Origin of the sequence: Streptomyces anandii JCM 4720 (assembly GCF_014650655.1) — a bacterium.
Lineage (GTDB): Bacteria > Actinomycetota > Actinomycetes > Streptomycetales > Streptomycetaceae > Streptomyces > Streptomyces anandii.
This window is the reverse complement of the sequence record NZ_BMVJ01000004.1, coordinates 251,248-273,665: the sequence shown is the minus strand read 5'-3', so window position 1 is coordinate 273,665 and position 22,418 is coordinate 251,248. Positions and strand designations below refer to the sequence as shown.

Below are 22,418 nucleotides of genomic sequence, written 5' to 3'. Positions count from 1 at the left end.
GCCTCCGGCGAGGAGACCACCACCAGGTCCTCGCGCAGCAGCTCGACGGTGGTCAGGGCGGGCGAGGGGCTGGGCAGCGGGAGTACGACCAGGGCCAGGTCGAGGGCGCCGCGGGCCAGCTCCCGTACGAGATCGTGGGAGCCGCCCTCCTCGATCAGCAGCCGGATGCCCGGATAGCGGTCGTGGAAGGCACGCAGCACGTCGGGCAGCAGGCCGGTGCACACGCTCGGCGTGGCGCCCAGCCGCACCCGGCCCCGCCGCAGCTGCACCAGCTCCTGCACCTCGTGCCGAGCGGTGTCCGCGTCGGCGAGGATGCGCCGGGCCAGCGGCAGCAGCGCCTCGCCCGCGGCGGTGAGCGTGATGTTGCCCCGGGCCCGCAGGAACAGATCCGCGCCCAGTTCCCGCTCCAGCGCCTTGATCTGCTGCGACAGCGACGGCTGGGCGACATGGACCATGTCCGCGGCCCGGGTGAAGTGCCGCGTCTCGGCCACCGCCACGAAGTACTGGAGCTGCTGGAACTGCACCCGACCAGCATAGCCCCTCCCTATTGAATCCAGCCGGACCATGTCTTGGACCGATGAGGACGTTCGGCCCTAGCGTTCATTCCCATGGCACTGGCAACGCGGACGGACCGACGGCCGTCCATGGCGCGCACCGTGTGGGACTCGACCGTCGGCAAGAAGACCGTGATGGCGGTCAGCGGCCTCATCATGCTGCTGTACCTGGTCGCCCACATGATCGGAAACCTGAAGATCTACTTCGGGGCCGGCGAGTTCAACCACTACGCGCACTGGCTGCGCACCGTGGGCGAACCGTTCATGCACTACGAGTGGACGCTCTGGCTGATCCGGGTCGTCCTCGTGGTGGCGGTGGCCGCCCACGCCGTCTCCGCCTTCCAGCTCAGCCGCCGCGACATCAAGGCGCGTCCGACCAGGTACGTGCACGCCCGGCCCCGCGCGAGCTACGCCACCCGCACCATGCGCTGGGGCGGCGTCATTCTCGGCCTCTTCATCGTCTGGCACATCCTGGACCTGACCACCGGCACCGTGCACTCCGGCGGCTTCCAGGAGGGCCACCCGTACCAGAACGTCGTGGACACCTTCTCCACCTGGTACGGCGACGTGATCTACATCGTCGCCATGCTCGCGCTCGGCCTGCACATCCGGCACGGCTTCTGGAGCGCCGCCCAGACCCTCGGTGCCGGCAGCCGCAGGCGCGACCGCGCCCTGAAGACCGTCGCCAACGTCCTCGCACTGCTGCTCACGGCCGGCTTCGTCGCCGTACCCGTGGGCGTGATGACCGGAGTGGTGAGCTGACATGACCGCTTACGCCGACTACACCACCGGCGAGCCGATCGCCGACACCAAGGCCCCCGCCGGCCCGATCAACGAGCGCTGGGACAAGCGCCGTTTCGAGGCCAAGCTGGTCAACCCCGCCAACCGGCGCAAGCAGACGGTCATCGTCGTCGGCACCGGCCTCGCGGGCGGCTCCGCGGGCGCCACCCTCGCCGAACAGGGCTACCGGGTCGTCCAGTTCTGCTACCAGGACTCCCCGCGCCGTGCCCACTCCATCGCCGCGCAAGGAGGCATCAACGCGGCCAAGAACTACCGCAACGACGGCGACTCCGTACACCGCCTCTTCTACGACACCGTCAAGGGCGGCGACTTCCGCTCCCGCGAGTCCAACGTCCACCGCCTCGCGCAGATCTCCGTGGAGATCATCGACCAGTGTGTCGCCCAGGGCGTGCCCTTCGCCCGCGAGTACGGCGGCCTGCTCGACACCCGCTCCTTCGGCGGCGTCCAGGTCTCCCGCACCTTCTACGCCCGCGGCCAGACGGGCCAGCAGCTCCTCCTCGGCGCCTACCAGGCACTGTCCCGCCAGATCGCGGCCGGAAACATCGAGATGCACCCGCGCACCGAGATGCTCGACCTGGTCGTCGTCGACGGCCGGGCCCGCGGCATCGTCGCCCGCGACCTGATCACCGGGAAGATCGACACCTACTTCGCCGACGCCGTCGTACTGGCCACCGGCGGCTACGGCAACGTCTTCTACCTGTCCACCAACGCCATGAACTCCAACGCCACCGCCGTCTGGCGGGCGCACCGGCGCGGCGCCTACTTCGCCAACCCCTGCTTCACACAGATCCACCCCACCTGCATCCCGCGCACCGGCGACCACCAGTCCAAGCTCACCCTGATGAGCGAGTCGCTGCGCAACGACGGCCGCATCTGGGTGCCCAGGGCCAAGGGCGACACCCGCCCGCCGAACGAGATCCCCGAGGACGAGCGCGACTACTACCTCGAGCGCATCTACCCCTCCTTCGGCAACCTCGTGCCCCGCGACATCGCCTCCCGCGCCGCGAAGAACGTCTGCGACGAGGGCAGGGGAGTGGGCCCCGGCGGCCAGGGCGTCTACCTCGACTTCGCCGACGCCATCCAGCGGATGGGCCGCAAGAAGGTCGAGGAGAAGTACGGCAACCTCTTCGACATGTACGAGCGGATCACCGCGGAGAATCCCTACGAGGTCCCCATGCGGATCTACCCCGCCGTGCACTACACGATGGGCGGCCTGTGGGTCGACTACGACCTCCAGACCACCATCCCGGGCCTGTTCGCGGTCGGCGAGGCCAACTTCTCCGACCACGGCGCCAACCGCCTCGGCGCGTCCGCGCTGATGCAGGGCCTCGCCGACGGCTACTTCGTCCTCCCGGCAACCATCAACGACTACCTGGCCCGCAACCCCCACAAGGACGAGGTCACCGCGGACCACCCGGTCGTCCAGGAGGTGCTCGCCGAGACCGGGGACCGGCTGAACCTGCTCCTCGCCGTCGACGGCGACCGCACCCCCGACTCCTTCCACCGCGAACTGGGCGAACTCATGTGGGAGTTCTGCGGAATGGCCCGCACCGACACCGGGCTGCGCAAGGCGCTCGAGCGCATCCCGCAGATCCGCGAGGAGTTCTGGCGCCGCATCAAGGTCCCCGGCACCGGCGAGGAGTTCAACCAGTCGCTGGAGAAGGCCAACCGCATCGTCGACTACCTCGAGCTCGCCGAGCTCATGTGCCTCGACGCCCTGCACCGCTCCGAGTCCTGCGGCGGTCACTTCCGCGAGGAGTCCCAGACCCCCGACGGCGAAGCCGCCCGCAGGGACGAGGAGTTCGGCTACGCGGCCGCCTGGGAGTTCACCGGGACGGGCGAGGCTCCCACCCTGCACAAGGAAGACCTGGTCTTCGAGTACGTCCACCCCACCCAGCGGAGCTACGCATGAAGCTCACCCTGCGCGTCTGGCGGCAGAAGAACGCCGGCGCCGAAGGCACCATGTCCACCTACGAGGTGGACGGCATCTCGCCCGACATGTCCTTCCTGGAGATGCTGGACGTCCTCAACGAACAGCTCATCCTCTCCGGGGAGGACCCCGTCGCCTTCGACCACGACTGCCGCGAGGGCATCTGCGGCGCGTGCAGCCTGGTCATCAACGGCGACGCGCACGGCCCCGAGCGCACCACCACCTGCCAGCTGCACATGCGCTCGTTCAAGGACGGCGACACCATCGACGTCGAGCCGTGGCGCGCGGCGGCCTTCCCGGTGGTCAAGGACCTGGTCGTCGACCGCTCGGCCTTCGACCGGATCATCCAGGCCGGCGGCTACATCACCGCCCCCACCGGCTCCGCGCCCGAGGCCCACGCCACGCCCGTACCGAAGCCGGACGCCGACTTCGCCTTCGAGCACGCCGAGTGCATCGGCTGCGGCGCGTGCGTGGCCGCCTGCCCCAACGGCGCGGCCATGCTCTTCACCTCCGCCAAGGTCAACCACCTCAACGTCCTCCCGCAGGGCGCGCCCGAGCGCGAGACCCGGGTGCTGGACATGGTGGCCCGGATGGACGAGGAGGGCTTCGGCGGCTGCACCCTGACCGGCGAGTGCGCCACCGCCTGCCCGAAGGGCATCCCGCTGGTGTCGATCACCAGCATGAACCGGGAGTGGCTGCGCGCCACCCGCAAGGCCGGCAAGCGGTAGCCGGCACCGAGGAGAACGTTCGCCGGCAGGGTGCGGACGGGCGGGACCGGTCGTGGTGCTCAGCCCCTGGTCCCGCCAAGCACCCCTGGCATTCAGCAAGCGCACACCGGCCCTCCCGGCGCCGGTCACGCGCCGGTCAGCGGACACCGGAAGAACAGCGGCGGGAGGACCGAACGCCGGTCCTCCCGCCCCTCGCCGCACCATCCGGCCCGTGACCAGGAGAGTGCCATGACCGGCGCCAGCACGCTCACCCGTCCCCAGCGGCCCGCCGCACCCACCCGCTACACCGTCACCCTCGCCCGCGACGAGGCGGACGTACGCGCCGCGCAGCGGCTGCGGTACGAGGTCTTCGCCGGCGAGATGGGCGCCCTGCTGTCCACCCCGCGGCCGGGACACGACATCGACCCCTTCGACTCCTGCTGCGACCACCTCCTCGTCCGCGACACCCTCACCGGGCAGGTCGTCGGCACCTACCGGCTCCTCCCGCCCGAGCGCGCCGCGATCGCCGGACGCCTGTACTCCGAGGGCGAGTTCGACCTGGGACGGCTCGACGCGATCCGGCCCTCCCTGGTGGAGGTGGGCCGCTCCTGCGTGCACCCCGACCACCGGGACGGCACGGTCATCGGCCTGATCTGGGCCGGCCTGGCCCGCTACATGGCGGACCGCGGCCACGAGTGGCTCGCCGGCTGCTGCTCGGTCCCGCTGGCCGACGGCGGGACACTGGCGGCCGCCACCTGGGAGCGGGTCCGGACCGCGAACCTCGCGCCCGAGGAGTACCGGGTACGCCCGCTGCTGCCCTGGACCCCGCGGCCGGCGGGGTCACCGCCGGAGGAGCCCGCGCCGCCCGCCCGGGCCCAGCTGCCCGCGCTCCTGCGCGGCTACCTCCGCCTCGGCGCCTGGGTCTGCGGCGAGCCCGCCCACGACCCCGGCTTCGGGGTGGCCGACCTGTACGTCCTGCTGTCGATGCGCCGCGTCGACCCCCGCTATCTGCGCCACTTCCTCTCCCTCGTCCCGGCCCGGTGAGCGCCTGGCTGCCCGCCGCGCCGTGCACTCCCGCGGCGTGCGTGGAACCGACGGCCCGCGCCGGCCAGGCACCGCGCGCCGTGCTGCGGCTCACGGCGGTCGCGGCGCTGCTGCTGGCCGGCGTCGCCCTGTCCCCGCTCGGCGGGCGCCTGCCGGCCGGCCTGGTGCGCCGCTGGTGCCGGGCGCTCGTACGGGCCGCCGGGGTCCGCGCCCGCTTCACGGGCCCCGCCGCCCCGCCCGCCGGGGGTCTGCTGCTGGTCGCCAACCACGTCTCCTGGCTGGACGTTCCGCTGCTGGCCGCGGTGCGCCCGGCGCGGATGCTGGCCAAGACGGAGATACGCGACTGGCCGCTGGCGGGCCCGCTCGCGGCGCGCGGGGCGCTGTTCATCGAGCGGGACCGGCTGCGCGCCCTGCCCGGCACGGTCGCGCGCATCGCCGACGCCCTGCGCGGCGGCGCCGCGGTCGCCGCCTTCCCCGAGGGAAGCACCTGGTGCGGCCGGGGGCACGGCCGCTTCCACCGGGCGGTGTTCCAGGCGGCCCTGGACGCGGGCGTGCCCGTCCAGCCGGTCCGCATCCGCTACCGCAGGGCCGGGCCAGGCGCGGGCGAGGCGAGCACGGCGGCGGCCTTCGTCGGGGACGACTCCCTGCTCGCCTCACTGTGGCGCGTGGCCTCGGCCCGCGGCCTGCTGGCCGAGGTGGAGCTACGGCCGGCCCTCCCGCCGGGCACCCACCCGGACCGCCGCACACTGACCGCGGCGGCCCAGGGCCGCCCGCCCGGACCCCACCCACGCACCGCCGCGTTCGGCGCCGGTCACGCCGCCGGAACGACGCCGGCGCCGCCCCCGCCCCTACCCCCGGCGCTCAGGGCGTGACGGTGTGACCACCCGCGCCAGATACGGAGCGGTGGCGCTGCCCTCGGCCCGCGCCACCGCCTCCGGCGGCCCCGCCGCCACGATCCGGCCGCCGTCGTCGCCGCCGCCGGGCCCGAGGTCGACCACCCAGTCGGCGCCGGCCACGACGGACATGTCGTGCTCGACGACGATCACGGTGTGCCCGGCGTCGACGAGACCGTGCAACTGCCGCATCAGCACCTCGACATCGGCGGGGTGCAGCCCGGTGGTCGGTTCGTCGAGCAGGTAGAGGGTGTGGCCCCGCCGGCCCCGCTGCAGCTCGCTCGCCAGCTTGATGCGCTGGGCCTCGCCGCCCGACAGCTCGGTCGCCGGCTGGCCGAGGCGGAGATAGCCGAGACCCACGTCCAGAAGCGTGGCCAGACTGCGGGCGACGGCAGGGGTGCCGGCGAAGAACCCGGCCGCGTCCTCCACCGTCAGGTCCAGCACCTGCGCGATGTTCCGCCCGCGGTACGTGACCTGGAGCGTCTCCGGGTTGTAGCGGGCCCCGCCGCAGTCCGGGCAGGGCGCGTACGTGCTGGGCAGGAACAGCAGTTCGACGCTGACGAAGCCCTCGCCCTGACAGGTCTCGCAGCGCCCTCCGGCCACGTTGAACGAGAACCGCCCGACCCCGTAACCGCGTTCGCGCGCCTCCTCCGTGTCCGCGAACACCTTCCGTACGACGTCGAACAGCCCGGTGTAGGTGGCCAGGTTGGAGCGCGGGGTGCGCCCGATCGGCTTCTGGTCCACGGAGACCAGCCGCCCGACCCCGGCCGTCTCCTCCGTGATCTCGCCGATGAGCGTGGACTTGCCCGACCCGGACACCCCCGTGACCGCGGTGAACGCGCCCAGCGGGAACTCGGCCGTCACCCCGCGCAGGTTGTGCCGCGTCACCGGCCCGACCTTCAGCTGCCCGTGCGGCCGCCGGTCACGGCGTTCCGAGAGAGCCGGCCCCCGGAACAGGAAGCGGCCCGTGGCCGACTCGGTGACCCGCGCCAGTCCCTCGACGGGCCCGCTGTGCAGCACCCGCCCGCCGTGCTCCCCGGCCAGCGGGCCCACGTCCACCACCCAGTCGGCCCCGCGCACGACGTCGAGGTGGTGCTCCACGACGAACACCGAGTTGCCCGCGGCCTTGAGCCGCTGGAGCACCGTGAGCAGCGCCTCGGTGTCCGCCGGGTGCAGTCCGGCCGAGGGCTCGTCGAGCACGTAGACGACCCCGAAGAGCCCGGACCTCAACTGCGTGGCGAGCCGCAGCCGTTGCAGTTCGCCCGCCGAGAGGGTGGGCGCGGCCCGGTCGAGGGCGAGATAGCCGAGTCCGAGCTCGACGACGGGCGCGATACGGGACTTGAGGTCCTCGGTGAGCACGCGCGCGGCCTCGGAGGTGCCCCGCAGGAGGCCGGCGAGCTCGGTCAGCGGCAGCGCGGCCAGCTCGGCGATGGTGCGCCCCGCGAAGGTCACGGCCAGGGCCTCGGGCCGCAGCCGGGCGCCCCCGCACACCGGGCAGGGTTCCGCGACGAGGAACCGCTCCGCCCTGGCCCGCAGGGTCGCGCTCCTGGAGTCGGCGAAGGTCTTCATCACATACCGCCGGGCGCTCATGTAAGTGCCCTGGTAAGGCCGTTGGATGCGATCGGCGTCCCGCACCGGGTGCACGGTCACCACGGGCTGCTCGTCGGTGAACAGGATCCACTCCCGCTGCGCGGCGGGCAGTTCGCGCCAGGGCCGGTCGACGTCGTACCCGAGGGCGTCGAGGATGTCCCGCAGGTTCTTGCCCTGCCAGGCCCCCGGCCACGCGGCGATCGCCCCCTCGCGGATGGACAGCGAGGGATCGGGCACCAGCGACTCCTCGCTCGTCCGGTGCACCCGCCCGAGCCCGTGGCACTCGGGGCACGCCCCGGCCGCCGTGTTGGGCGAGAAGGCGTCCGAGTCGAGCCGCTCGGCGCCCGGCGGATAGTCCCCGGCCCGCGAGAACAGCATCCGCAGCGAGTTGGACAGGTTCGTCACCGTCCCCACCGACGAGCGCGACGAGGGCACCGACCGCCGCTGCTCCAGCGACACGGCCGGCGGCAGCCCGCTCACCTCCCCGACCTTCGGCGCCCCCACCTGGTGGATCAGCCGCCGCGCATAGGGCGCCACCGACTCGAAGTACCGGCGCTGTGCCTCCGCGTAGACGGTCCCGAACGCCAGCGAGGACTTGCCCGACCCCGACACCCCGGTGAACACCACCAGCGCGTCCCGCGGGATGTCCACGTCGACGCCTTTGAGGTTGTGCTCCCGGGCACCGCGGACACGGACGTAGGGGTCGTGGGGGGTGTGCATGGAAAGATTGTCCCTCGCCGGTCCGGGACAGGCCCTAGGGGGCGAAGATCCGCGCGAGCCGCCGCAGGGAGTCCGTCAGGGCCTCGCGGTCGTACGTGCTCGTGGTGACCAGGACTTCCTGGGCGGCCGTCTCCTTCAGGAGGGTCTCCAGGTCGTGGGCGACCTCGTCCTCGGTGCCCGCGAGATGGCCGGTGAGGCCGGACTCGTAGAAGCCGCGCTCCTTGGCGGTCATGGGGGAGGACTCGACGCGTTCGGCCGGGCGCAGCGGGGGGAACGTGCCGCGGGTGCGGGCGTGCGCCATCGACCAGGCCTCCGGGACGAGGAGGCGGCGCGCGTCGGCCTCGGTGGCGGCCACCGCCACGGTGCCGGAGACGACGACGTACGGCTCGGCGGCCCAGGGGGAGGGGCGGAAGTCCGCGCGGTAGCGGTCGATGCCCTGGAGCATCTTCTCGCGGTGGCGCAGGTCGCCGATGACCATGGGCAGGCCCAGGCGCGCGGCGATCGCGGCGCCCTCGCCCATCGCGAGGACGAACGGCGGTACACGCAGACCCTCGGCGGGACGGGCGTGCGCGCCCGTCGGTGAACTGCCCTCGAACCAGCCGAGCAGTTCGGTCAGTTGGGTCTCGAAGTCCTCGGCGTCCCCCTTGTCGCGGCCCAGTGCCCGGCGCACGCCGTCGGTGAAGCCGACCGAGCGGCCGAGGCCCATGTCGATGCGGCCGGGGAACAGTGACTCAAGGACGCCGAACTGCTCGGCCACCACCAGCGGCCGGTGGTTGGGCAGCATCACCCCGCCCGTGCCGACCCGGATGGCGGTGGTCGCGGAGGCGACGGCCGCGGCGAGGACCGTGGGCGCGGACCCGGCGACGCCGGGCACGCCGTGGTGCTCCGACACCCAGAAGCGGTGGTAGCCGAGGCGTTCCACCTCCTGGGCCAGCCGCACCGTGTCGCGCAGCGCCTCGGCGTCCGGGTGGCCCTCGCGGGTGCGGGAGCGGTCGAGGACGGAGAAGCGGGTGGCGGCGATCAGGGAGCTCACACGTGTTTCAACGCCTGGCCGGGTCCAGGATTCCCGGCGCCGGTCAGGGCGGCGTCCCGCCGGGCTCCGGGCCCCAGTACTCGGGGCCGCCGCCGCGCCAGTCGATCAGCGGGGAGACCGAGACCTCCACGGGGTCGACGTCGAGGCCCGCGCGGCGCAGGAACTCGGCGACGTCCGTGACGCTGTACGCCAGCCCCAGGATCTCGCCGTTCACACGGACGCGCCGGCCGCCCGTCGGGGAGGGCGGGTGCACGATGACGGGCAGTGGTCCGGACATGTACCCATCATCGGGGGCGACCCCCGCACGCGCATCCGGACGGCGCCCGGCGGTTCGTCCACGCCGGGCGGTGTGACGGACCGCAGCAGGCGGCCCCTGCCGTGTCAGACCTGGACAACACCCTCGCCGACACCGCGCACCGGCAGCGGTTCCCGGAGCGCCGGCCCAGGGACCGGGACGCCTTCTTCGCCGCCGCGCCCGGGGCCTGCCCGGGGTAGCGGGTCAGTCCGCGTCCTCGATGCGGAAGCCGACCTTCAGGCCCACCTGGTAGTGCTCGATCCGCCCGTTCTCGATCTGGCCCCTGACCTGGGTCACCTCGAACCAGTCCAGGTTCCGCAGGGTCTGTGAGGCGCGGTCGACGGCGTTGCGGATGGCCTGGTCGACGCCCTCGTGCGAGGTGCCGACGATCTCGGTGACCCGGTAGGTGTGGTCGGTCATGCGGGGCTCCTCTGCGTACGTGGCCGCGGCCGCGTCCGGCGTGACAGTGACAGTGATCATGGCCGCGGTCCGTGGCCGTCAGTGACGGATGTGTCACGCGTCACTCCACCGTGCCGTATGGCGTGGCGGAGCGCGAGACGTACGGCCGGCGCGGGGTACGCCCCTTGACCGAAGCATTGGTCCATACCAAACTGCTGCCCACCCGGTACGAGCCCCGCTCGTCCCCCCACGTCGGGCCCCTTTGCCCTGTCACGGACAGAAAAGGACCCCACGTGAGACGCAGCCTCGTCGCCCTCGTCCTCGTGTCCGCCTCCCTGGCCGGCGCCTGCGGTGTGCTGCCCGGCGGCTCGGGAGGCCGGCACACCGTCACCGTATGGCTGATGAAGGACAGCGCCTCGCAGGACTACCTGCACCGCTTCACCGAGGATTTCGAACGCACCCACGGCGACCTGCGCCTCGACATCCGCATCCAGGAGTGGACCGGCATCGGCCCCAAGGTGCAGAAGGCGCTGAGCGCCGGCTCCGGCGAGTGCCCCGACGTCATCGAGGTCGGCAACACCCAGGTGGCGCAGTACGTCGAGGGCGGCCGGCTCACCAACCTGACCCTGGAGTCCATGCGGGACTGGGGCATGAAGGACTGGCTTCCGGGCCTGGCCGAGCCGGGGCTGGACAACTCCGCGCAGTACGGCATCCCCTGGTACGCGGCCAACCGGGTGGTCATCTACCGCAAGGACCTGTTCGAGAAGGCGGGCATCGACTCCCCGCCCCGCACCCGCGCCCAGTGGCTCGCCGACACCGAGAAGCTCGACTCCGGCGGCGACCAGGGCATCTACCTGGCCGGGCAGGACTGGTACACGCTCTCCGGCTTCATCTGGGACGAGGGCGGCGACCTCGCCCAGCAGACCGACAACATCTGGAAGGGCACCCTCGACACCCCGGCTGCCCTGCGCGGCATGGACTTCTACCGGCGGCTCCAGGCGCTCGGCCGCGGACCCGCCGGCGCCGACGAGGAACACCCGCCGCAGGCCGGGGTGTTCGCCGCGGGCAAGGTGGCCCAGATCGTCGCCGTGCCGGGCCTCGCCCAGGCCATCGTGCAGAAGAACCCCGCCCTGAAGGGCCAGTTGGGCTTCTTCCCGGTGCCGGGCAAGACGGCCGCGCGTCCGGGCACCGTCTTCACCGGCGGTTCCGACCTCGTAGTGCCCCGCGACACCGACGACCGGGACGGTGCCGTCGCCGTGGTCGCCGCGCTGACCGGCGCCAAGTGGGACACCGAACTGGCCCGCACCATGAACTACGTCCCCAACAAGACCACCCTCGCCGCCGCGGTCTCGGGCGAGGAGGGGGTCGCGGCCATGGCGGCGGGCGCCGCGCACGGCCGGGCGACCCCCAGCACACCGCAGTGGGCGGCGGTCGAGGCGGACAACCCGATCAAGCAGTACATGACCAAGGTGCTCGGCGGGGGCGACCCGGCGACCGAGGCGCGCCGCGCCTCGCGCCGGATCACCCAGGAGCTCTCCCCGAACGTGGGGTGAGTCCGGGGCGCCGGGCACCGTCCGGCCCCCGGCGCCCCGAACACCGCCTCGGTCAGCGCGCCATGCTCAGCGACAGCGCGAAGCGGCCCTCGCCGTCGGTCCACCAGCGCGCCGGCTCCAGCCCCGCCGCACGCAGCTCACGGCTGACGCCCTCCTGGCGGAACTTCGCCGAGACCTCGGTGCGCAGCTCCTCGCCCGCCGCGAAGTCGACGGCGAGGCCGAGGGCCGGCACCTTCACCGTCTGCGCGACGCGCGAGCGCAGCCGCATCTCGATCCACTCGTTGCCGGCGTCCCACAGCGCCACGTGGTCGAAGGCGTCCGGCTCGAAGTCCGCGCCCAGTTCACGGTTGACGACCGCGAGGACGTTCTTGTTGAACGCGGCCGTCACCCCGGCCGCGTCGTCGTACGCCCGGACCAGGACGTCCTCGTCCTTGACCAGGTCGGTGCCGAGCAGCAGCGCGTCGCCGGGCGAGAGCAGGCCGCGCACCCGCTCCAGGAAGGCGGCGCGCTCACCGGGCAGCAGGTTGCCGATCGTGCCGCCGAGGAAGGCGAGCAGCCGCGGTCCGGGCGCGTCGGGCAGGGTCAGCCCGGCGGTGAAGTCGGCGATCAGCGCGTGCACGTTCAGCCCCGGCCGCTCGGCGACCAGGGCCTGCCCGGCCCGGGTGAGCGCGCTGCCGCTGACGTCGACGGGCACATAGGTGTCCAGGCCGGTCAGCGCGTCGATCAGGTAGCGGGTCTTCTCCGAGGAGCCGGAGCCCAGTTCGACCAGGGTGCGGGCGGGCAGGGCGGCGGCGATCTCGCCGGAGCGGGCGGCGAGGATCTCCCGCTCGGCGCGTGTCGGGTAGTACTCGGGCAGTTCGGTGATCCGCTCGAACAGCTCGCTGCCGTGGGCGTCGTAGAACCACTTGGGCGGCAGCGTCTTCGGGTCGGCGGTCAGGCCGTGCTGGACGTCGGCGCGCAGGGCGGCCGCCATGGCGTCCTCGGGCAGGGTGCGGGTGGTGCGGAAGGGACTCACGTACAAGGCTCCTCGGATGGTGCGGATGCCAGGTTTTCGGTCAGGTCCTCGGTCAGATCCTTGAGCGGGGTGAGCAGGACGTCGGTGCGGCTCGCCGCGAGCAGCGTGCGGTCGGGCGCCTGTTGCCACCGCGGATCGTCGTCGTAGGGCTCGGAGGCCACGACCGTGCGGCGGCCGGGCTCGGCCAGGTACCACAGGGTGTCGCCCCACGCGGTGGCGGTGATGGTCTCGCCGTCGGTGAGCAGCAGGTTGAGGCGGGAGCCGGGGGCGGCCGCGGCAACCTCCGGCACGGTGTCGCCGAGCGCCTGGCCGGCCTCGTCGCCGGCCCGCAGCCGGGCCAGCACCAGCGCCCATACGAGCGCCGAGTCGTTGCGGGCCTCCAGCGACAGCAGGTCCTTCGGCGGCAGGGTCCGCGACAGCGCGGCCAGCGAGCCGGGCCAGCCGGTCACGGCGCCGTTGTGGCTGAACAGCCAGCGGCCCGCGGCGAACGGCGCCGCCGCGGCCTCGGCGTCCGCGCCCGACAGGGTGGCGTCCCGCACCGCGGCCAGCAGCGCGCCGGAGCGCACCACGCGGGCCAGGTCGGCGAAGGACAGGTCCGCCCAGATGGGCCCCGCCCGCCGGTAGCGGGCCGGCACCGGGTCGCCGGGCGCGTACCAGCCGACGCCGAAACCGTCCGCGTTGACCGTGCCGTACCGCTGGCGCCTGGGCGCCCACGACTGGCGGTACAGGCCGTGCGGGGGCTCCACCAGCAGCCGGCCGAGCGGCTCCTCGGGCCCCAGGTAGGCCAGGTGACGGCACATCAGGCGTCCTCCGCGCGGGCCGGGCGGGCGGTGCGGAAGCCGGAGAAGATCTGCCGCCTGACCGGGTAGTCCCAGTTGCGGAACGTGCCCCGGCAGGCCACCGGGTCCACGGCGAACGAACCGCCGCGCAGCACCTTGTACTCGGGCCCGAAGAACACCTCCGAGTACTCCTTGTACGGGAACGCGGTGAACCCCGGGTACGGCAGGAAGTCGCTCGCGGTCCACTCCCAGACGTCACCGATCAACTGCCGTACGCCGAGCGGCGACTCGCCCGCCGGGTAGCTGCCGGCCGGGGCCGGGCGCAGATGCCGCTGGCCGAGGTTGGCGTGCTCGGGGCCGGGGTCGGCGTCGCCCCACGGATAGCGCGTCGAGCGGTCGCGGGCCGGGTCGTGGCGGGCGGCCTTCTCCCACTCGGCCTCGGTGGGCAGCCGCCGTCCGGCCCAGCGGGCGTAGGCGTCGGCCTCGTACCAGCTCACGTGCAGCACCGGCTCCTCGGGCGGGACGGCCTCGGTGACGCCGAAGCGGCGGCGCAGCCACTGCCCGCCGTCACGGTGCCAGAACAGCGGCGCGGTGATGCCGTGCGCGCGTATGTGCGTCCAGCCGTCCGGGACCCACCAGCGCGGGTCGTCGTAGCCGCCGTCCTCGACGAACGCGAGGTAGGCGCCGTTGGTCACCGGGGTGGTGTCGATCCAGAACGCGGGGACGTCCCGTACGTGCGCGGGCCGTTCGTTGTCCAGCGCCCACGGTTCGGTGGAGGTGCCCATGGTGAACGGGCCGCCGGGGACGAGGACTTCGGGCGGGCCGGTGAACAGCGGCGCCGGCTCGGGATCCGGGGCGGTGAGCGCCCGCGGGCCGCGCCGCAGCTGATGGGTGATCAGCATCGTCTCGTCGTGCTGCTGTTCGTGCTGGGCGATCATGCCGAAGGCGAAGCCCGCCTCGGTCAGCCGTGTGCCGTGCGCGTCGTGGGCCGGCCGTGTGCCGTGCGCTCCGTGGAAGGCGGTCGACTCCAGCAGGTCGATCACCCGGCCGCGCACCTCCGCCGCGTACTTGCGGGCCTCGTCGGGCGGCAGCAGCGGCAGCGAGGGCCGCTCGGCGCGCGGGTGCTCGAAGGCGTCGTAGAGGCTGTCGATCTCGGGGCGCATCGCCTCCCGGCCGCCGACCGCCCGCAGCAGCCACAGCTCCTCCTGGTTGCCGATGTGCGCGAGGTCCCAGACCAGCGGGGACATCAGCGGCGAGTGCTGGGCGGTGAGGTCGGGCTCCTCGACGCAGCTGGTCAGGAGCGTGGTGCGGTCCCGGGCGGTGGTGAGCGTGCTGAGCACGCGCTCGCGCAGCGTCTCGGGGTCCGTGGCCACGCCGGGCGCGGGGCCGTGTGCGGGGTCGGTCATGTGCGGATGTCCTTCCCGTGGGCTGTGGGGCTCCCACCGGTCGCGCGGGACCCGGACGGGGAGGGGTCCGGGTCGCGCGGCCGGTCGAGCAGGTCGTCGGCGGGACAGCGGCCCTCGAGGACGTAGCGGTCGCGGTAGTGCGCGACGGCGGCCACGACCTCGTCGGTGGCCCCGAGCCGGGGCAGGGCCTCCAGGGCGGCCGCGAAGCAGGTGACGGCGGCCTCGTGCAGTTCGGGGTCGGCGAGTCCGGTCCGGGCCGCCCCGGTCCACAGCGGATTGTGGGGCGCGGGACGCGGCCCGGCCCGCTCGGCGAGCGGCTTCACCGCCCGGTACGCGGTCTCCGCCGCCTCCGGGTCGTCGAACAGCGCCGCCGTCACCGCCGCCGGCACGATCCAGCCGTCGTCGCCGGGCTGCGCGTCGATCATGCGCAGCTCCAGATGCCCGCGCGGTCTGACCGGCGGGAACAGGGTGGTGAGGTGGTAGTCGAGGTCCGCCCTCGTGGGCGGCCTCGGCAGCCGGGTCCGGGTCCACTCCCGGAAGGACAGCCCCTCGGGCACGTCCCACGGCCCGTCGTCGCGCCGCACGCACATCACCGGCGCGTCCAGCGCGTGCCGGGCCCAGGCGGTGCGCGGATCGCCGTTCAGCGGGGGAGCGCCCGCCCGGCCGGGACCGATCCGCGTCCACATCAGCTGACGGGTGGAGAGCCAGCCGGTGGGCCGGCCCGCGGCCAGCGGGGAGTTGGCGAACGCGGCCACCAGGACCGCGCCGAGCTGGTGCGCGAGCCACCAGCGGCGGCCGTGGCCGAGCGGCCCGGGCTCCTCGTGCCCGGCGTCCAGGCACACCTGGACGGAGGCCGAGGCGCACATCATGTGCCGGCCGGCCGGCCCGCCGCGGTCCAGGCAGGTCTCCAGCGCGTCGTAGCGCTTCTGGCGCAGGAACCGGCGGGGCGGGTGCCAGGGATCGTGGCCGAGGCCGACGAGACACAGCCCGTCCCCGGCCAGTACGGCGCGGACGGCGTCGAGGTCGGCGGAGACGGTGCCGATGCACTCCATCAGGGAGGCGGCGGGCGGCGAGCTCAGCTCCAGCTGGCCGCCGGGCTCCACGGTGAGCGCCGACCTCAGGGGCACGGTCCGCAACGCGGCGTAGGCCGCTTCGAGACGTTCGGGTGTGACGGGGAGCCGCGGGTCGCGCAGCTCGTGGACGAGCCATTCCACTTCCACGCCGAGGGTGCGGGGCGGCCCGGTCTTGAAGCAGATGCCACTGACCAGGGCCTCGACCTCGGCTTCGGTGACGGCGGTACGGGGCTCCGTACAGCCACTTGCCGAATCGGACATGTCGGGATCCTCCTGAGATTCCACCATGCCACCGGTCCGCAGTGGTGGGCCGGGCCGACGGCATACCGCGTCCCACCCAAGACCCTCGGACCGATTCGCACAAGGGTGCACATCGTGACAATCGTGCCCCTGATCCTCCGTTTCCGCGACGTCTGGCGGGGCTTCCCCGCCCGCTCGCGGGGTCCCGGCCCCGGAAAATCCCGTTGCACGACGGGTTCCGCATCGCTCACGATGCGTGCATGAGCACGACGGGGGACGAGGCGCGGCGCGCGCTCGTGGCGCACACGGGGGTGGCGCCATGAGCGCGCGCCTGCGCGGCATCGCGCAGCAGACGGAGCAGATCGTGATGGCGGGCGGCTACCGCGCCTCAGACGGGCGCGAGGTGCCGATAGCGGCGGCCGTGGAGGCCGCCCGGGCGGGTACGCGCCTGCACGGTCCCGGCCCGGTGCCGGTGCCCCGGTGGGACGCGGCCGGGACGCTCGTCGAGGTCACCGGCGAGAGCAGCCTGGAGGCGGCCCGCCGGCTCGGCGGCCGGACCGCCGTGCTGAACTTCGCCTCGGCGCGCAACCCGGGCGGCGGCTACCTCAACGGCGCGCAGGCCCAGGAGGAGGCCCTGTGCCGCGCCTCCGCGCTCTACACCTGCCTGCTCGGCGCCCGTGAGTTCTACGAGCATCACCGCGCCCACCGCGACCCGTTCTACTCGGACCGGGTCGTCCACTCGCCCGCGGTGCCCGTCTTCCGCGACGACCGGGGCGCACTCCTCGACGAGCCGTACAGCGCGGGCTTCCTGACCGCCGCGGCGCCCAACGCCGGGGTGGTCCGGCGCGACGCGCCCGAGCGCGCCGCCGAGCTGCCCGCCGCCCTGGCCGCGCGGGCGGAGCGCGTCCTGGAGACGGCCGCCGCGCACGGCTACCGGCGGCTGGTGCTCGGCGCCTGGGGCTGCGGGGTGTTCCGCAACGAACCGGCGCAGGTGGCGGCCGCGTTCCTCGGCCTGCTCGGGCCCGGCGGACGGTTCGCGGACGCCTTCGAACACGTGGTGTTCGGGGTGCTCGACCGCACTCCGGGGAGCGCGGTCCGGGCGGCGTTCGCGCGCGCGTTCGCCGACCGGCGGCCCTGACCGTCCGCGCGCCGGCGCGCGCCGAGGGCGACCCTCAGGGCCCCGGGGTCTCAGGGCCGCGAGGCCTCAGCTCCAGCCGTAGCGCTCCCGCAGCCGGTGCACCACGGAGTTGAACCGCATGCGGTCCAGCGCGCACGCCTCGCGCCGCATCCCCGCCTCGTGCAGCCGCAGCACGCGGTCCACGTCCACCCAGGAGTCGCGCCCCGACCGGTCCCACGGCCCGTTCCCGATGGGCACCCACTCGCGGTCGCCGTCGTGCGCCTTGCTGGACAGCCGCACGGCCAGGAGGGTCCCGGCGGCCTCCCGGGCCACCACGAGCACCGGGCGGTCCTTGCCCCGCCCGTCGTTCTCCTCGAAGGGCACCCAGGTCCAGACGATCTCACCGGGGTCGGGGTCGCCGTCGTGGGCCGGCGAGTACTCGGTGCGCACACGGCCCACCTCGCGCGGGTCGGCCTCGGTGGTCGCGGTCGGGCCGTAGCGGCCGGGAACGTCCTCATCGATGAACGAAGTCACGCACGCACCTTAGAACGTGCCCCTCGCCCACCCCGCCTCCCCCTCGGCATCCCACGGGCGCTACGATTCTTACAGTCAGCATTCGTAAAAAATGGCCGCAGGTGGAAGGGGTGAGCCGACGTGGCCTCCACACAGGAGAGCCCTCGCCGTCGCGAGGTGCTGGCCGTGCTGCGCGCCGCCGCCGAACCGCTGGGCGTCACCGAGACGGCCGGGCGGATCGGCGTCCACCCCAACACCGTGCGGTTCCACCTCGACGCCCTGGTGGCCGAGGGGCTGGTGGAGCGGCGTGTCGAGGAGCCCTCGGGCCCCGGCCGTCCCCGTACCGTCTACGCCCCCCGGCCCGGCATGGACCGCCGCGGGACGCGCAGTTACCGGCTGCTGGCGCAGATACTTCTCGGACAGCTCGCGTCCCGGGGTCCCGGGGCGCGGGAGGAGGCGGCCGAGGCGGGCCGGGCCTGGGGGCGGTTCCTGGTCGGTCCGCCGCCGCCGTACCGCGAGCCGACGGCCGGGCAGTCGGCGGACCGGCTGGTGGCCCTGCTCGACGACCTCGGCTTCGCCCCCGAACCCGAGGGCGGCGACGGCACGAAGGCCCCGGCGCGGATCCGGCTGCGCCACTGCCCCTTCCTGGAACTGGCCGAGGAGTACGGCGAGTTGGTCTGCCCGGTCCATCTGGGGCTGATGCAGGGCGCGTTGGCCGAACTGCGCGCCCCGCTGACCGCGACCGGCCTCGAGCCGTTCGCCCGACCGGAATTCTGTCTGGCCCATCTGGCGGAGAGCGCCGATCCGGCCGGGACGGCCGAGAAGGCCGGATGACGTGAACTGGCCGCGGGTCCGCGCGGCGGAAAGGCAACACATCGATGAACACCACGTCGGCCGCCACGGCGAGCGCGGTCACCTTCGTCTGGCTCGGAATGGTGCTGGCGATCTCCTTCCTCGAGGCCCCGCTGAAGTTCCGCGCCCCCGGCGTGACGATTCCGATCGGCCTCGGCATCGGCCGCATGGTCTTCCGGGCGCTGAACCTCGTGGAGGCCGTCCTGGCCGCCGTGGTCGTCGTCGCGGTGGCCGTGGGCGGGGCGCCGGCCGCGACCGTGGGCCTGACCGCGGCCGTCGTCGTCCTGCTCCTGGCCCAGCTCGTCTTCGTACGCCCCCGGCTCAACCGCCGCTCCGACCGCGTCCTGGCCGGCGAGGAGGGCCCCCGATCGCGCGGCCACCTGGTCTACGTGGCCCTGGAGATCGCCAAGGTCGCCGTCCTCACAGCCCTGGGCATCAGCCTGCTGACCTTCTGAACGGCGGTTCGGCTCCCGGCGCTCCGAACAGCCGTCCGGCTCCCCGCCCCTCGCCGCGCGGTGCCGGGTCAGGCCGCCGGGGTGTCCGCGACGGCGGACCGGGGCGGCGGCCACCGCTCGTGCCAGCGCAGGTCCGCCTCCAGTTGCGCGGCCAGCGAGACCAGCAGCGGCTCGCTGTGGGCCGGCCCGAGCAACTGGGCGCCCACGGGCAGACCGCCGGCGACGAATCCCGCGGGGACGTTCACGCCGGGCCATCCCAGCACGTTCCACGGCCAGGCGTAGGGACAGGCGGCGATCATCGCGCGGTCGGTGGCCCAGCCGCCGAGCCCGGCCATCGCGCCGATCCGGGGCGGGGGAGCGGCCGTCGTCGGCGCGAGGATCACGTCGTACGACTCGAAGAAGCGGCCGATGCGCCGGTGCAGTACCGCCTCCGCCCGCCGCGCCACGCGCAGCGGCGCCCCGCCGAGCAGCCGGCCCAGCCGGGCGGCGCCGTGGGTGCGCGGGTCGAGCAGCGCGGGCTCGGGCGTGTCGCTCACCCACTCCGCGATGCCGGCCGTGGCACGCGGCACGAACGTCAGCCCGATCTGCCCGTAGGGCGGGTCGGCCTCCTCGACGTGGTGTCCCAACCCGGCCAGCTTCCCGGCCAGTTCGACGACACGGGCCCGCACCTCGGGGTCGAGCCGTACGGGCAGGGCGGTGAAGGGCGGCTTGAGGGAGAGCGCGACGCGCAGCCGGCCCGGGTCGCGGGTGGCGGCGGCCCGTACGTCGAGGGCCGGTGGCTGGTGGGGGTCGTCCGGGTGGTTCCCGGCGGCCGCGTCCAGCAGCAGGGCCGCGTCGTCGACCGTGCGGGCGAGGGTGCCGTTGACGGTGATGCCCTGGAAGGACTCGCCGCGCGGCCAGGTCGACAGGCGTCCCCGCTGTGGCTTGATTCCGACCAGATGCGTCCAGGCGGCCGGGATGCGCACCGAGCCGGCGCCGTCCGAGCCGAGCGCGGCCGGCACGAGCCCGGCGGCGACCGCGGCCGCCGAACCGCCCGAGGAGCCGCCCGGCGTCCGGCCGGTGTCCCAGGGATTGCGCGTCTCGCCGAACGCCGGACCCTCGGTGAAGGGCCACTGTCCCAGCTCGCAGGTGTTGGTCTTGCCGATGATCACCGCGCCGGCCGCGCGCAGCCGCCGTACCGCCTCGCCGTCCTCGGCCACCGCCGGGAACGCGCCCCGGCAGCCGAACGCGGTCGGCTCGCCCGCCACGTCCATGTCGTCCTTGACCGCCACCGGCACTCCGAGCAGCGGCGGCCGGTCCCCGGCGGACAGCCGGCGGTCCGCCGCGTCCGCCTCGGCGAGCGCGGCCTCGGCACGGACGATGCGGAAGGCGTTCAGGGACGCCTGCGTGGCCTCGATCCGGGCCAGCGCCTCCTCGACCAGGGAGCGGGACGACACCTCCCCTTCGGCCAGTGCGCGGGCGGTCTCGGCCAGACCTGCGGCACGGTCGAGCGTCATGCGGAACACCTCCGGGAGCGCGTTGTCTACCGAACGGTAACCTCCGCGCCGCAGAAGGGGAACGGCTGATGGATCAGGTTCGGACAGCAGCGGGAAGAGCCGGGGCGGCCGCTCGTCCAGGAGGGGTCGGCGGCGGGACGGGAGACGGGGATGTCCGTGGGGCGCATGGGGGGAAGTCCTTCGGGCGGGTGTGGGGTGTCGAGTGGGGGTGGGGGGAGAGGGAGGGCGAGGGGCCGGAGCGGGAGGCGGGCCGCGATGAGGGTGTGCGGCAGCCTGCGGTCCGGGCGCGTCCGGGCGCAGGAGTGGGCGCCCGCCGCTGAGGAGTGCGCGCCGGCCGCCCGTGTGCGGTGCGGGCGTACGCGCGGGCATGCGGGCCCTTCCCCGGGGCGCCCACTGTGTCACCCGCCAACAACGCCTGGCAACCGACGAGTCGGCGACTAGAATGTGCGGTATTGGAGAGTGGCCGGCCACCCGGCCGGTCCGGACGCGTGACGTGACGGTGGTGCCCCATGGACCCGTCGCCGGACGACGTGAGCCGGTATCCGAACCGGCCCTCCGGCCTGACCGGCACGGAGATCGCGGGCTACCGCGTGGAGCGCGAGCTCGGCCGTGGCGGCATGGCCGTCGTGTACTGCGCCAAGGACCTGCGCCTCGACCGCACCGTCGCCCTCAAACTCCTCGCCCCCGGGCTCGCACGCAACGACACCTTCCGCCGCCGCTTCACCCACGAGTCCCGCGTGGCCGCCGCCATCGAGCACCCGCACATCGTCCCCATCTTCGAGGCCGGCGAGACGGACGGCGTGCTCTACATCGCCATGCGCTACGTCTCCGGTCTCGACCTGCGCGCCCTGCTCGACCGGGACGGCCCGCTGCCGGTGGCGGCCGCCCTGCGCATCGCCGCCCAGCTGGCCTCCGCCCTCGACGCGGCCCACGAGCACAATCTGGTGCACCGGGACGTCAAACCGGGCAACGTCCTGGTCGCCAAGGGCGTGGACAGCGACCACCCCGAGCACGTCTACCTCACCGACTTCGGGCTGACGAAGAAGTCGCTGTCCCTGACCGGGTTCACCACCGTCGGCGAGTTCGTCGGCACGCTCGACTACGTGGCGCCGGAGCAGATATCCGGCCGCCCGGTCGACGGCAGGTGCGACCTCTACAGCCTCGCCTGCGTCGTCCACGAGACCCTCACCGGCGCGCCGCCCTTCCAGCGCGACGAGGACATCGCCCTGCTGTGGGCCCACCAGTACGACCAGCCGCCCGCCCTGACCGCCAAGCGCCCGGACATCGCGCCGGACGCGGACGCCGTGATGGCCAAGGCGCTGGCGAAGGTCCCCGAGGACCGCTACGACTCCTGCCTGGAGTTCGTCTCGGCCCTGCGCGCCGCCACCCGCGTCCGGCCGAGGCCCGCGCAGGATTCAGGGCCCGGGACCACCAGGCCGCTCACCCAGGTCGACGCCCGGGCGCCCGCCGTGCCGGCGGTGGCCGACGCCCCGGGCGCGCGGGAGGCGGCCGTGGGCGCCGAGCGGCCCGGGAGTCCGGGCGGGCCCCCGGAACCGCCTTCCTGGGCCGCGCCCGTGTTCAGGAAAGGGGCCTGAGGGAGGCGCCTGAGGGAGGCGCCTGAGGGTGGGACCTGAGAGAGGCGCCTGAGGGTGGGGCCTGAGGGAGCCGACGGCCTCCGCCTCACGGCGTCGTCAGCGACTGCTCCGCCCAGACCGTCTTGCCGATACGGTCGTGCCGGGTGCCCCAGCGCTGGGCCAGCTGCGCCACGAGCAGCAGTCCCCGGCCGCCCTCGTCGAAGGTCCGCGCCCGCCGCATGTGCGGGGTGGTGCTGCTGGAGTCGAAGACCTCGCAGATCAGGGTGGAGCCCTGGTGGATCATCCGCAGCTGCACGGGCGGCCGGCCGTAGCGCAGCGCGTTGGTGACCAGCTCGCTGACCATCAGCTCGGTGACGAA

At 73.9% G+C, this 22,418-nt stretch carries 22 protein-coding genes; 10 read left to right on the top strand and 12 right to left on the bottom strand.

Features of this window, described 5'->3' with window-relative positions:
* Nucleotides 1–524, bottom strand: a 524-nt coding sequence (locus IE249_RS36800) for a LysR family transcriptional regulator (protein ID WP_229857983.1), incomplete at its 3' end; no start/stop codon positions are given.
* A gap of 120 nt (nt 525–644) precedes the next feature.
* Here IE249_RS36800 and IE249_RS09920 point away from each other — a divergent pair.
* From IE249_RS09920 to IE249_RS09900, 5 genes are all read left to right on the top strand, one after another.
* Complete coding sequence (locus IE249_RS09920; RefSeq protein ID WP_189704561.1) at nt 645–1,316, top strand: succinate dehydrogenase; 672 nt, start codon at nt 645–647, stop codon at nt 1,314–1,316.
* Nucleotide 1,317: 1 nt separating this feature from the next.
* Nucleotides 1,318–3,267, top strand: coding sequence for a fumarate reductase/succinate dehydrogenase flavoprotein subunit (locus IE249_RS09915; RefSeq protein WP_189704399.1), 1,950 nt, complete (start codon nt 1,318–1,320; stop codon nt 3,265–3,267).
* Complete coding sequence (locus IE249_RS09910; protein WP_189704398.1) at nt 3,264–4,013, top strand: succinate dehydrogenase/fumarate reductase iron-sulfur subunit; 750 nt, start codon at nt 3,264–3,266, stop codon at nt 4,011–4,013. The genes IE249_RS09915 and IE249_RS09910 overlap by 4 nt, the downstream gene beginning before the upstream one ends.
* A gap of 228 nt (nt 4,014–4,241) precedes the next feature.
* Complete coding sequence (locus IE249_RS09905) at nt 4,242–5,036, top strand: GNAT family N-acetyltransferase (RefSeq protein WP_189704397.1); 795 nt, start codon at nt 4,242–4,244, stop codon at nt 5,034–5,036.
* On the top strand, nt 5,033–5,908 hold the full coding sequence (locus IE249_RS09900; RefSeq protein WP_189704396.1) for a lysophospholipid acyltransferase family protein: 876 nt from the start codon (nt 5,033–5,035) through the stop codon (nt 5,906–5,908). The genes IE249_RS09905 and IE249_RS09900 overlap by 4 nt, the downstream gene beginning before the upstream one ends.
* On the opposite strand, the gene IE249_RS09895 is transcribed toward IE249_RS09900, so the two are convergent.
* The 4 genes from IE249_RS09895 to IE249_RS09880 all read right to left on the bottom strand — a co-directional run bounded on the left by IE249_RS09895 (nt 5,885) and on the right by IE249_RS09880 (nt 9,987).
* Nucleotides 5,885–8,239 carry an ATP-binding cassette domain-containing protein gene (locus IE249_RS09895; protein ID WP_189704395.1) on the bottom strand — a complete coding sequence of 785 codons (2,355 nt, stop codon included), beginning with the start codon at nt 8,237–8,239 and terminating at the stop codon, nt 5,885–5,887. The genes IE249_RS09900 and IE249_RS09895 overlap by 24 nt on opposite strands.
* A gap of 34 nt (nt 8,240–8,273) precedes the next feature.
* Nucleotides 8,274–9,272 (bottom strand): LLM class flavin-dependent oxidoreductase, encoded by a 999-nt coding sequence (locus tag IE249_RS09890; RefSeq protein WP_189704394.1) that lies wholly within the window; start codon nt 9,270–9,272, stop codon nt 8,274–8,276.
* Nucleotides 9,273–9,315: 43 nt separating this feature from the next.
* A complete protein-coding gene (locus tag IE249_RS09885) occupies nt 9,316–9,549 on the bottom strand; it encodes a hypothetical protein (protein WP_189704393.1) in 234 nt (77 codons plus the stop codon).
* 222 nt (nt 9,550–9,771) lie between these two features.
* Nucleotides 9,772–9,987, bottom strand: coding sequence for a dodecin (locus IE249_RS09880; RefSeq protein ID WP_189704560.1), 216 nt, complete (start codon nt 9,985–9,987; stop codon nt 9,772–9,774).
* Nucleotides 9,988–10,259: 272 nt separating this feature from the next.
* Between IE249_RS09880 and IE249_RS09875 the strand changes: the two genes are divergently transcribed.
* Complete coding sequence (locus IE249_RS09875; protein WP_189704392.1) at nt 10,260–11,519, top strand: extracellular solute-binding protein; 1,260 nt, start codon at nt 10,260–10,262, stop codon at nt 11,517–11,519.
* A 52-nt stretch (nt 11,520–11,571) separates the two neighbouring features.
* Here IE249_RS09875 and egtD read toward each other — a convergent pair whose 3' ends face one another.
* From egtD to egtA, 4 genes are read right to left on the bottom strand one after another with little or no spacing between them, the layout of a single operon-like run.
* Nucleotides 11,572–12,534, bottom strand: a complete 963-nt coding sequence (gene egtD, locus IE249_RS09870) for an L-histidine N(alpha)-methyltransferase (protein ID WP_189704391.1) — start codon at nt 12,532–12,534, stop codon at nt 11,572–11,574.
* Complete coding sequence (gene egtC, locus IE249_RS09865; protein WP_189704390.1) at nt 12,531–13,334, bottom strand: ergothioneine biosynthesis protein EgtC; 804 nt, start codon at nt 13,332–13,334, stop codon at nt 12,531–12,533. Before egtC ends, egtD begins: the two co-directional genes overlap by 4 nt.
* A complete protein-coding gene (gene egtB, locus IE249_RS09860) occupies nt 13,334–14,719 on the bottom strand; it encodes an ergothioneine biosynthesis protein EgtB (protein ID WP_189704389.1) in 1,386 nt (461 codons plus the stop codon). The genes egtC and egtB overlap by 1 nt, the downstream gene beginning before the upstream one ends.
* Nucleotides 14,716–16,053: an ergothioneine biosynthesis glutamate--cysteine ligase EgtA gene (gene egtA / locus IE249_RS09855; protein ID WP_189704388.1), complete on the bottom strand. Its 1,338-nt coding sequence runs from the start codon at nt 16,051–16,053 to the stop codon at nt 14,716–14,718. The genes egtB and egtA overlap by 4 nt, the downstream gene beginning before the upstream one ends.
* A 298-nt stretch (nt 16,054–16,351) precedes the next feature.
* Between egtA and IE249_RS09850 the strand changes: the two genes are divergently transcribed.
* Nucleotides 16,352–17,170, top strand: a complete 819-nt coding sequence (locus tag IE249_RS09850; protein WP_189704387.1) for a TIGR02452 family protein — start codon at nt 16,352–16,354, stop codon at nt 17,168–17,170.
* Nucleotides 17,171–17,236: 66 nt separating this feature from the next.
* Here IE249_RS09850 and IE249_RS09845 read toward each other — a convergent pair whose 3' ends face one another.
* A complete protein-coding gene (locus IE249_RS09845) occupies nt 17,237–17,683 on the bottom strand; it encodes a type II toxin-antitoxin system PemK/MazF family toxin (RefSeq protein ID WP_189704386.1) in 447 nt (148 codons plus the stop codon).
* 120 nt (nt 17,684–17,803) lie between these two features.
* Here IE249_RS09845 and IE249_RS09840 point away from each other — a divergent pair, with 120 nt between their 5' ends.
* Both IE249_RS09840 and IE249_RS09835 read left to right on the top strand, forming a co-directional pair.
* Nucleotides 17,804–18,496 carry a helix-turn-helix transcriptional regulator gene (locus IE249_RS09840; RefSeq protein WP_189704385.1) on the top strand — a complete coding sequence of 231 codons (693 nt, stop codon included), beginning with the start codon at nt 17,804–17,806 and terminating at the stop codon, nt 18,494–18,496.
* 44 nt (nt 18,497–18,540) lie between these two features.
* Nucleotides 18,541–18,969, top strand: a complete 429-nt coding sequence (locus tag IE249_RS09835; protein WP_189704384.1) for a hypothetical protein — start codon at nt 18,541–18,543, stop codon at nt 18,967–18,969.
* Nucleotides 18,970–19,037: 68 nt separating this feature from the next.
* Here the strand turns inward: IE249_RS09835 and IE249_RS09830 are convergent, their stop codons facing one another.
* The gene (locus IE249_RS09830; protein WP_189704383.1) at nt 19,038–20,465 is read right to left on the bottom strand and encodes an amidase; all 1,428 of its coding nucleotides are present in this window, start codon (nt 20,463–20,465) and stop codon (nt 19,038–19,040) included.
* A gap of 509 nt (nt 20,466–20,974) precedes the next feature.
* On the opposite strand from IE249_RS09830, the gene IE249_RS09825 reads away from it, so the two are divergent.
* Nucleotides 20,975–22,060, top strand: coding sequence for a serine/threonine-protein kinase (locus IE249_RS09825; RefSeq protein ID WP_189704382.1), 1,086 nt, complete (start codon nt 20,975–20,977; stop codon nt 22,058–22,060).
* Nucleotides 22,061–22,145: 85 nt separating this feature from the next.
* On the opposite strand, the gene IE249_RS36795 is transcribed toward IE249_RS09825, so the two are convergent.
* Nucleotides 22,146–22,418: ATP-binding protein (locus IE249_RS36795; protein WP_229857982.1), on the bottom strand; the 273-nt coding region annotated here is incomplete at its 5' end.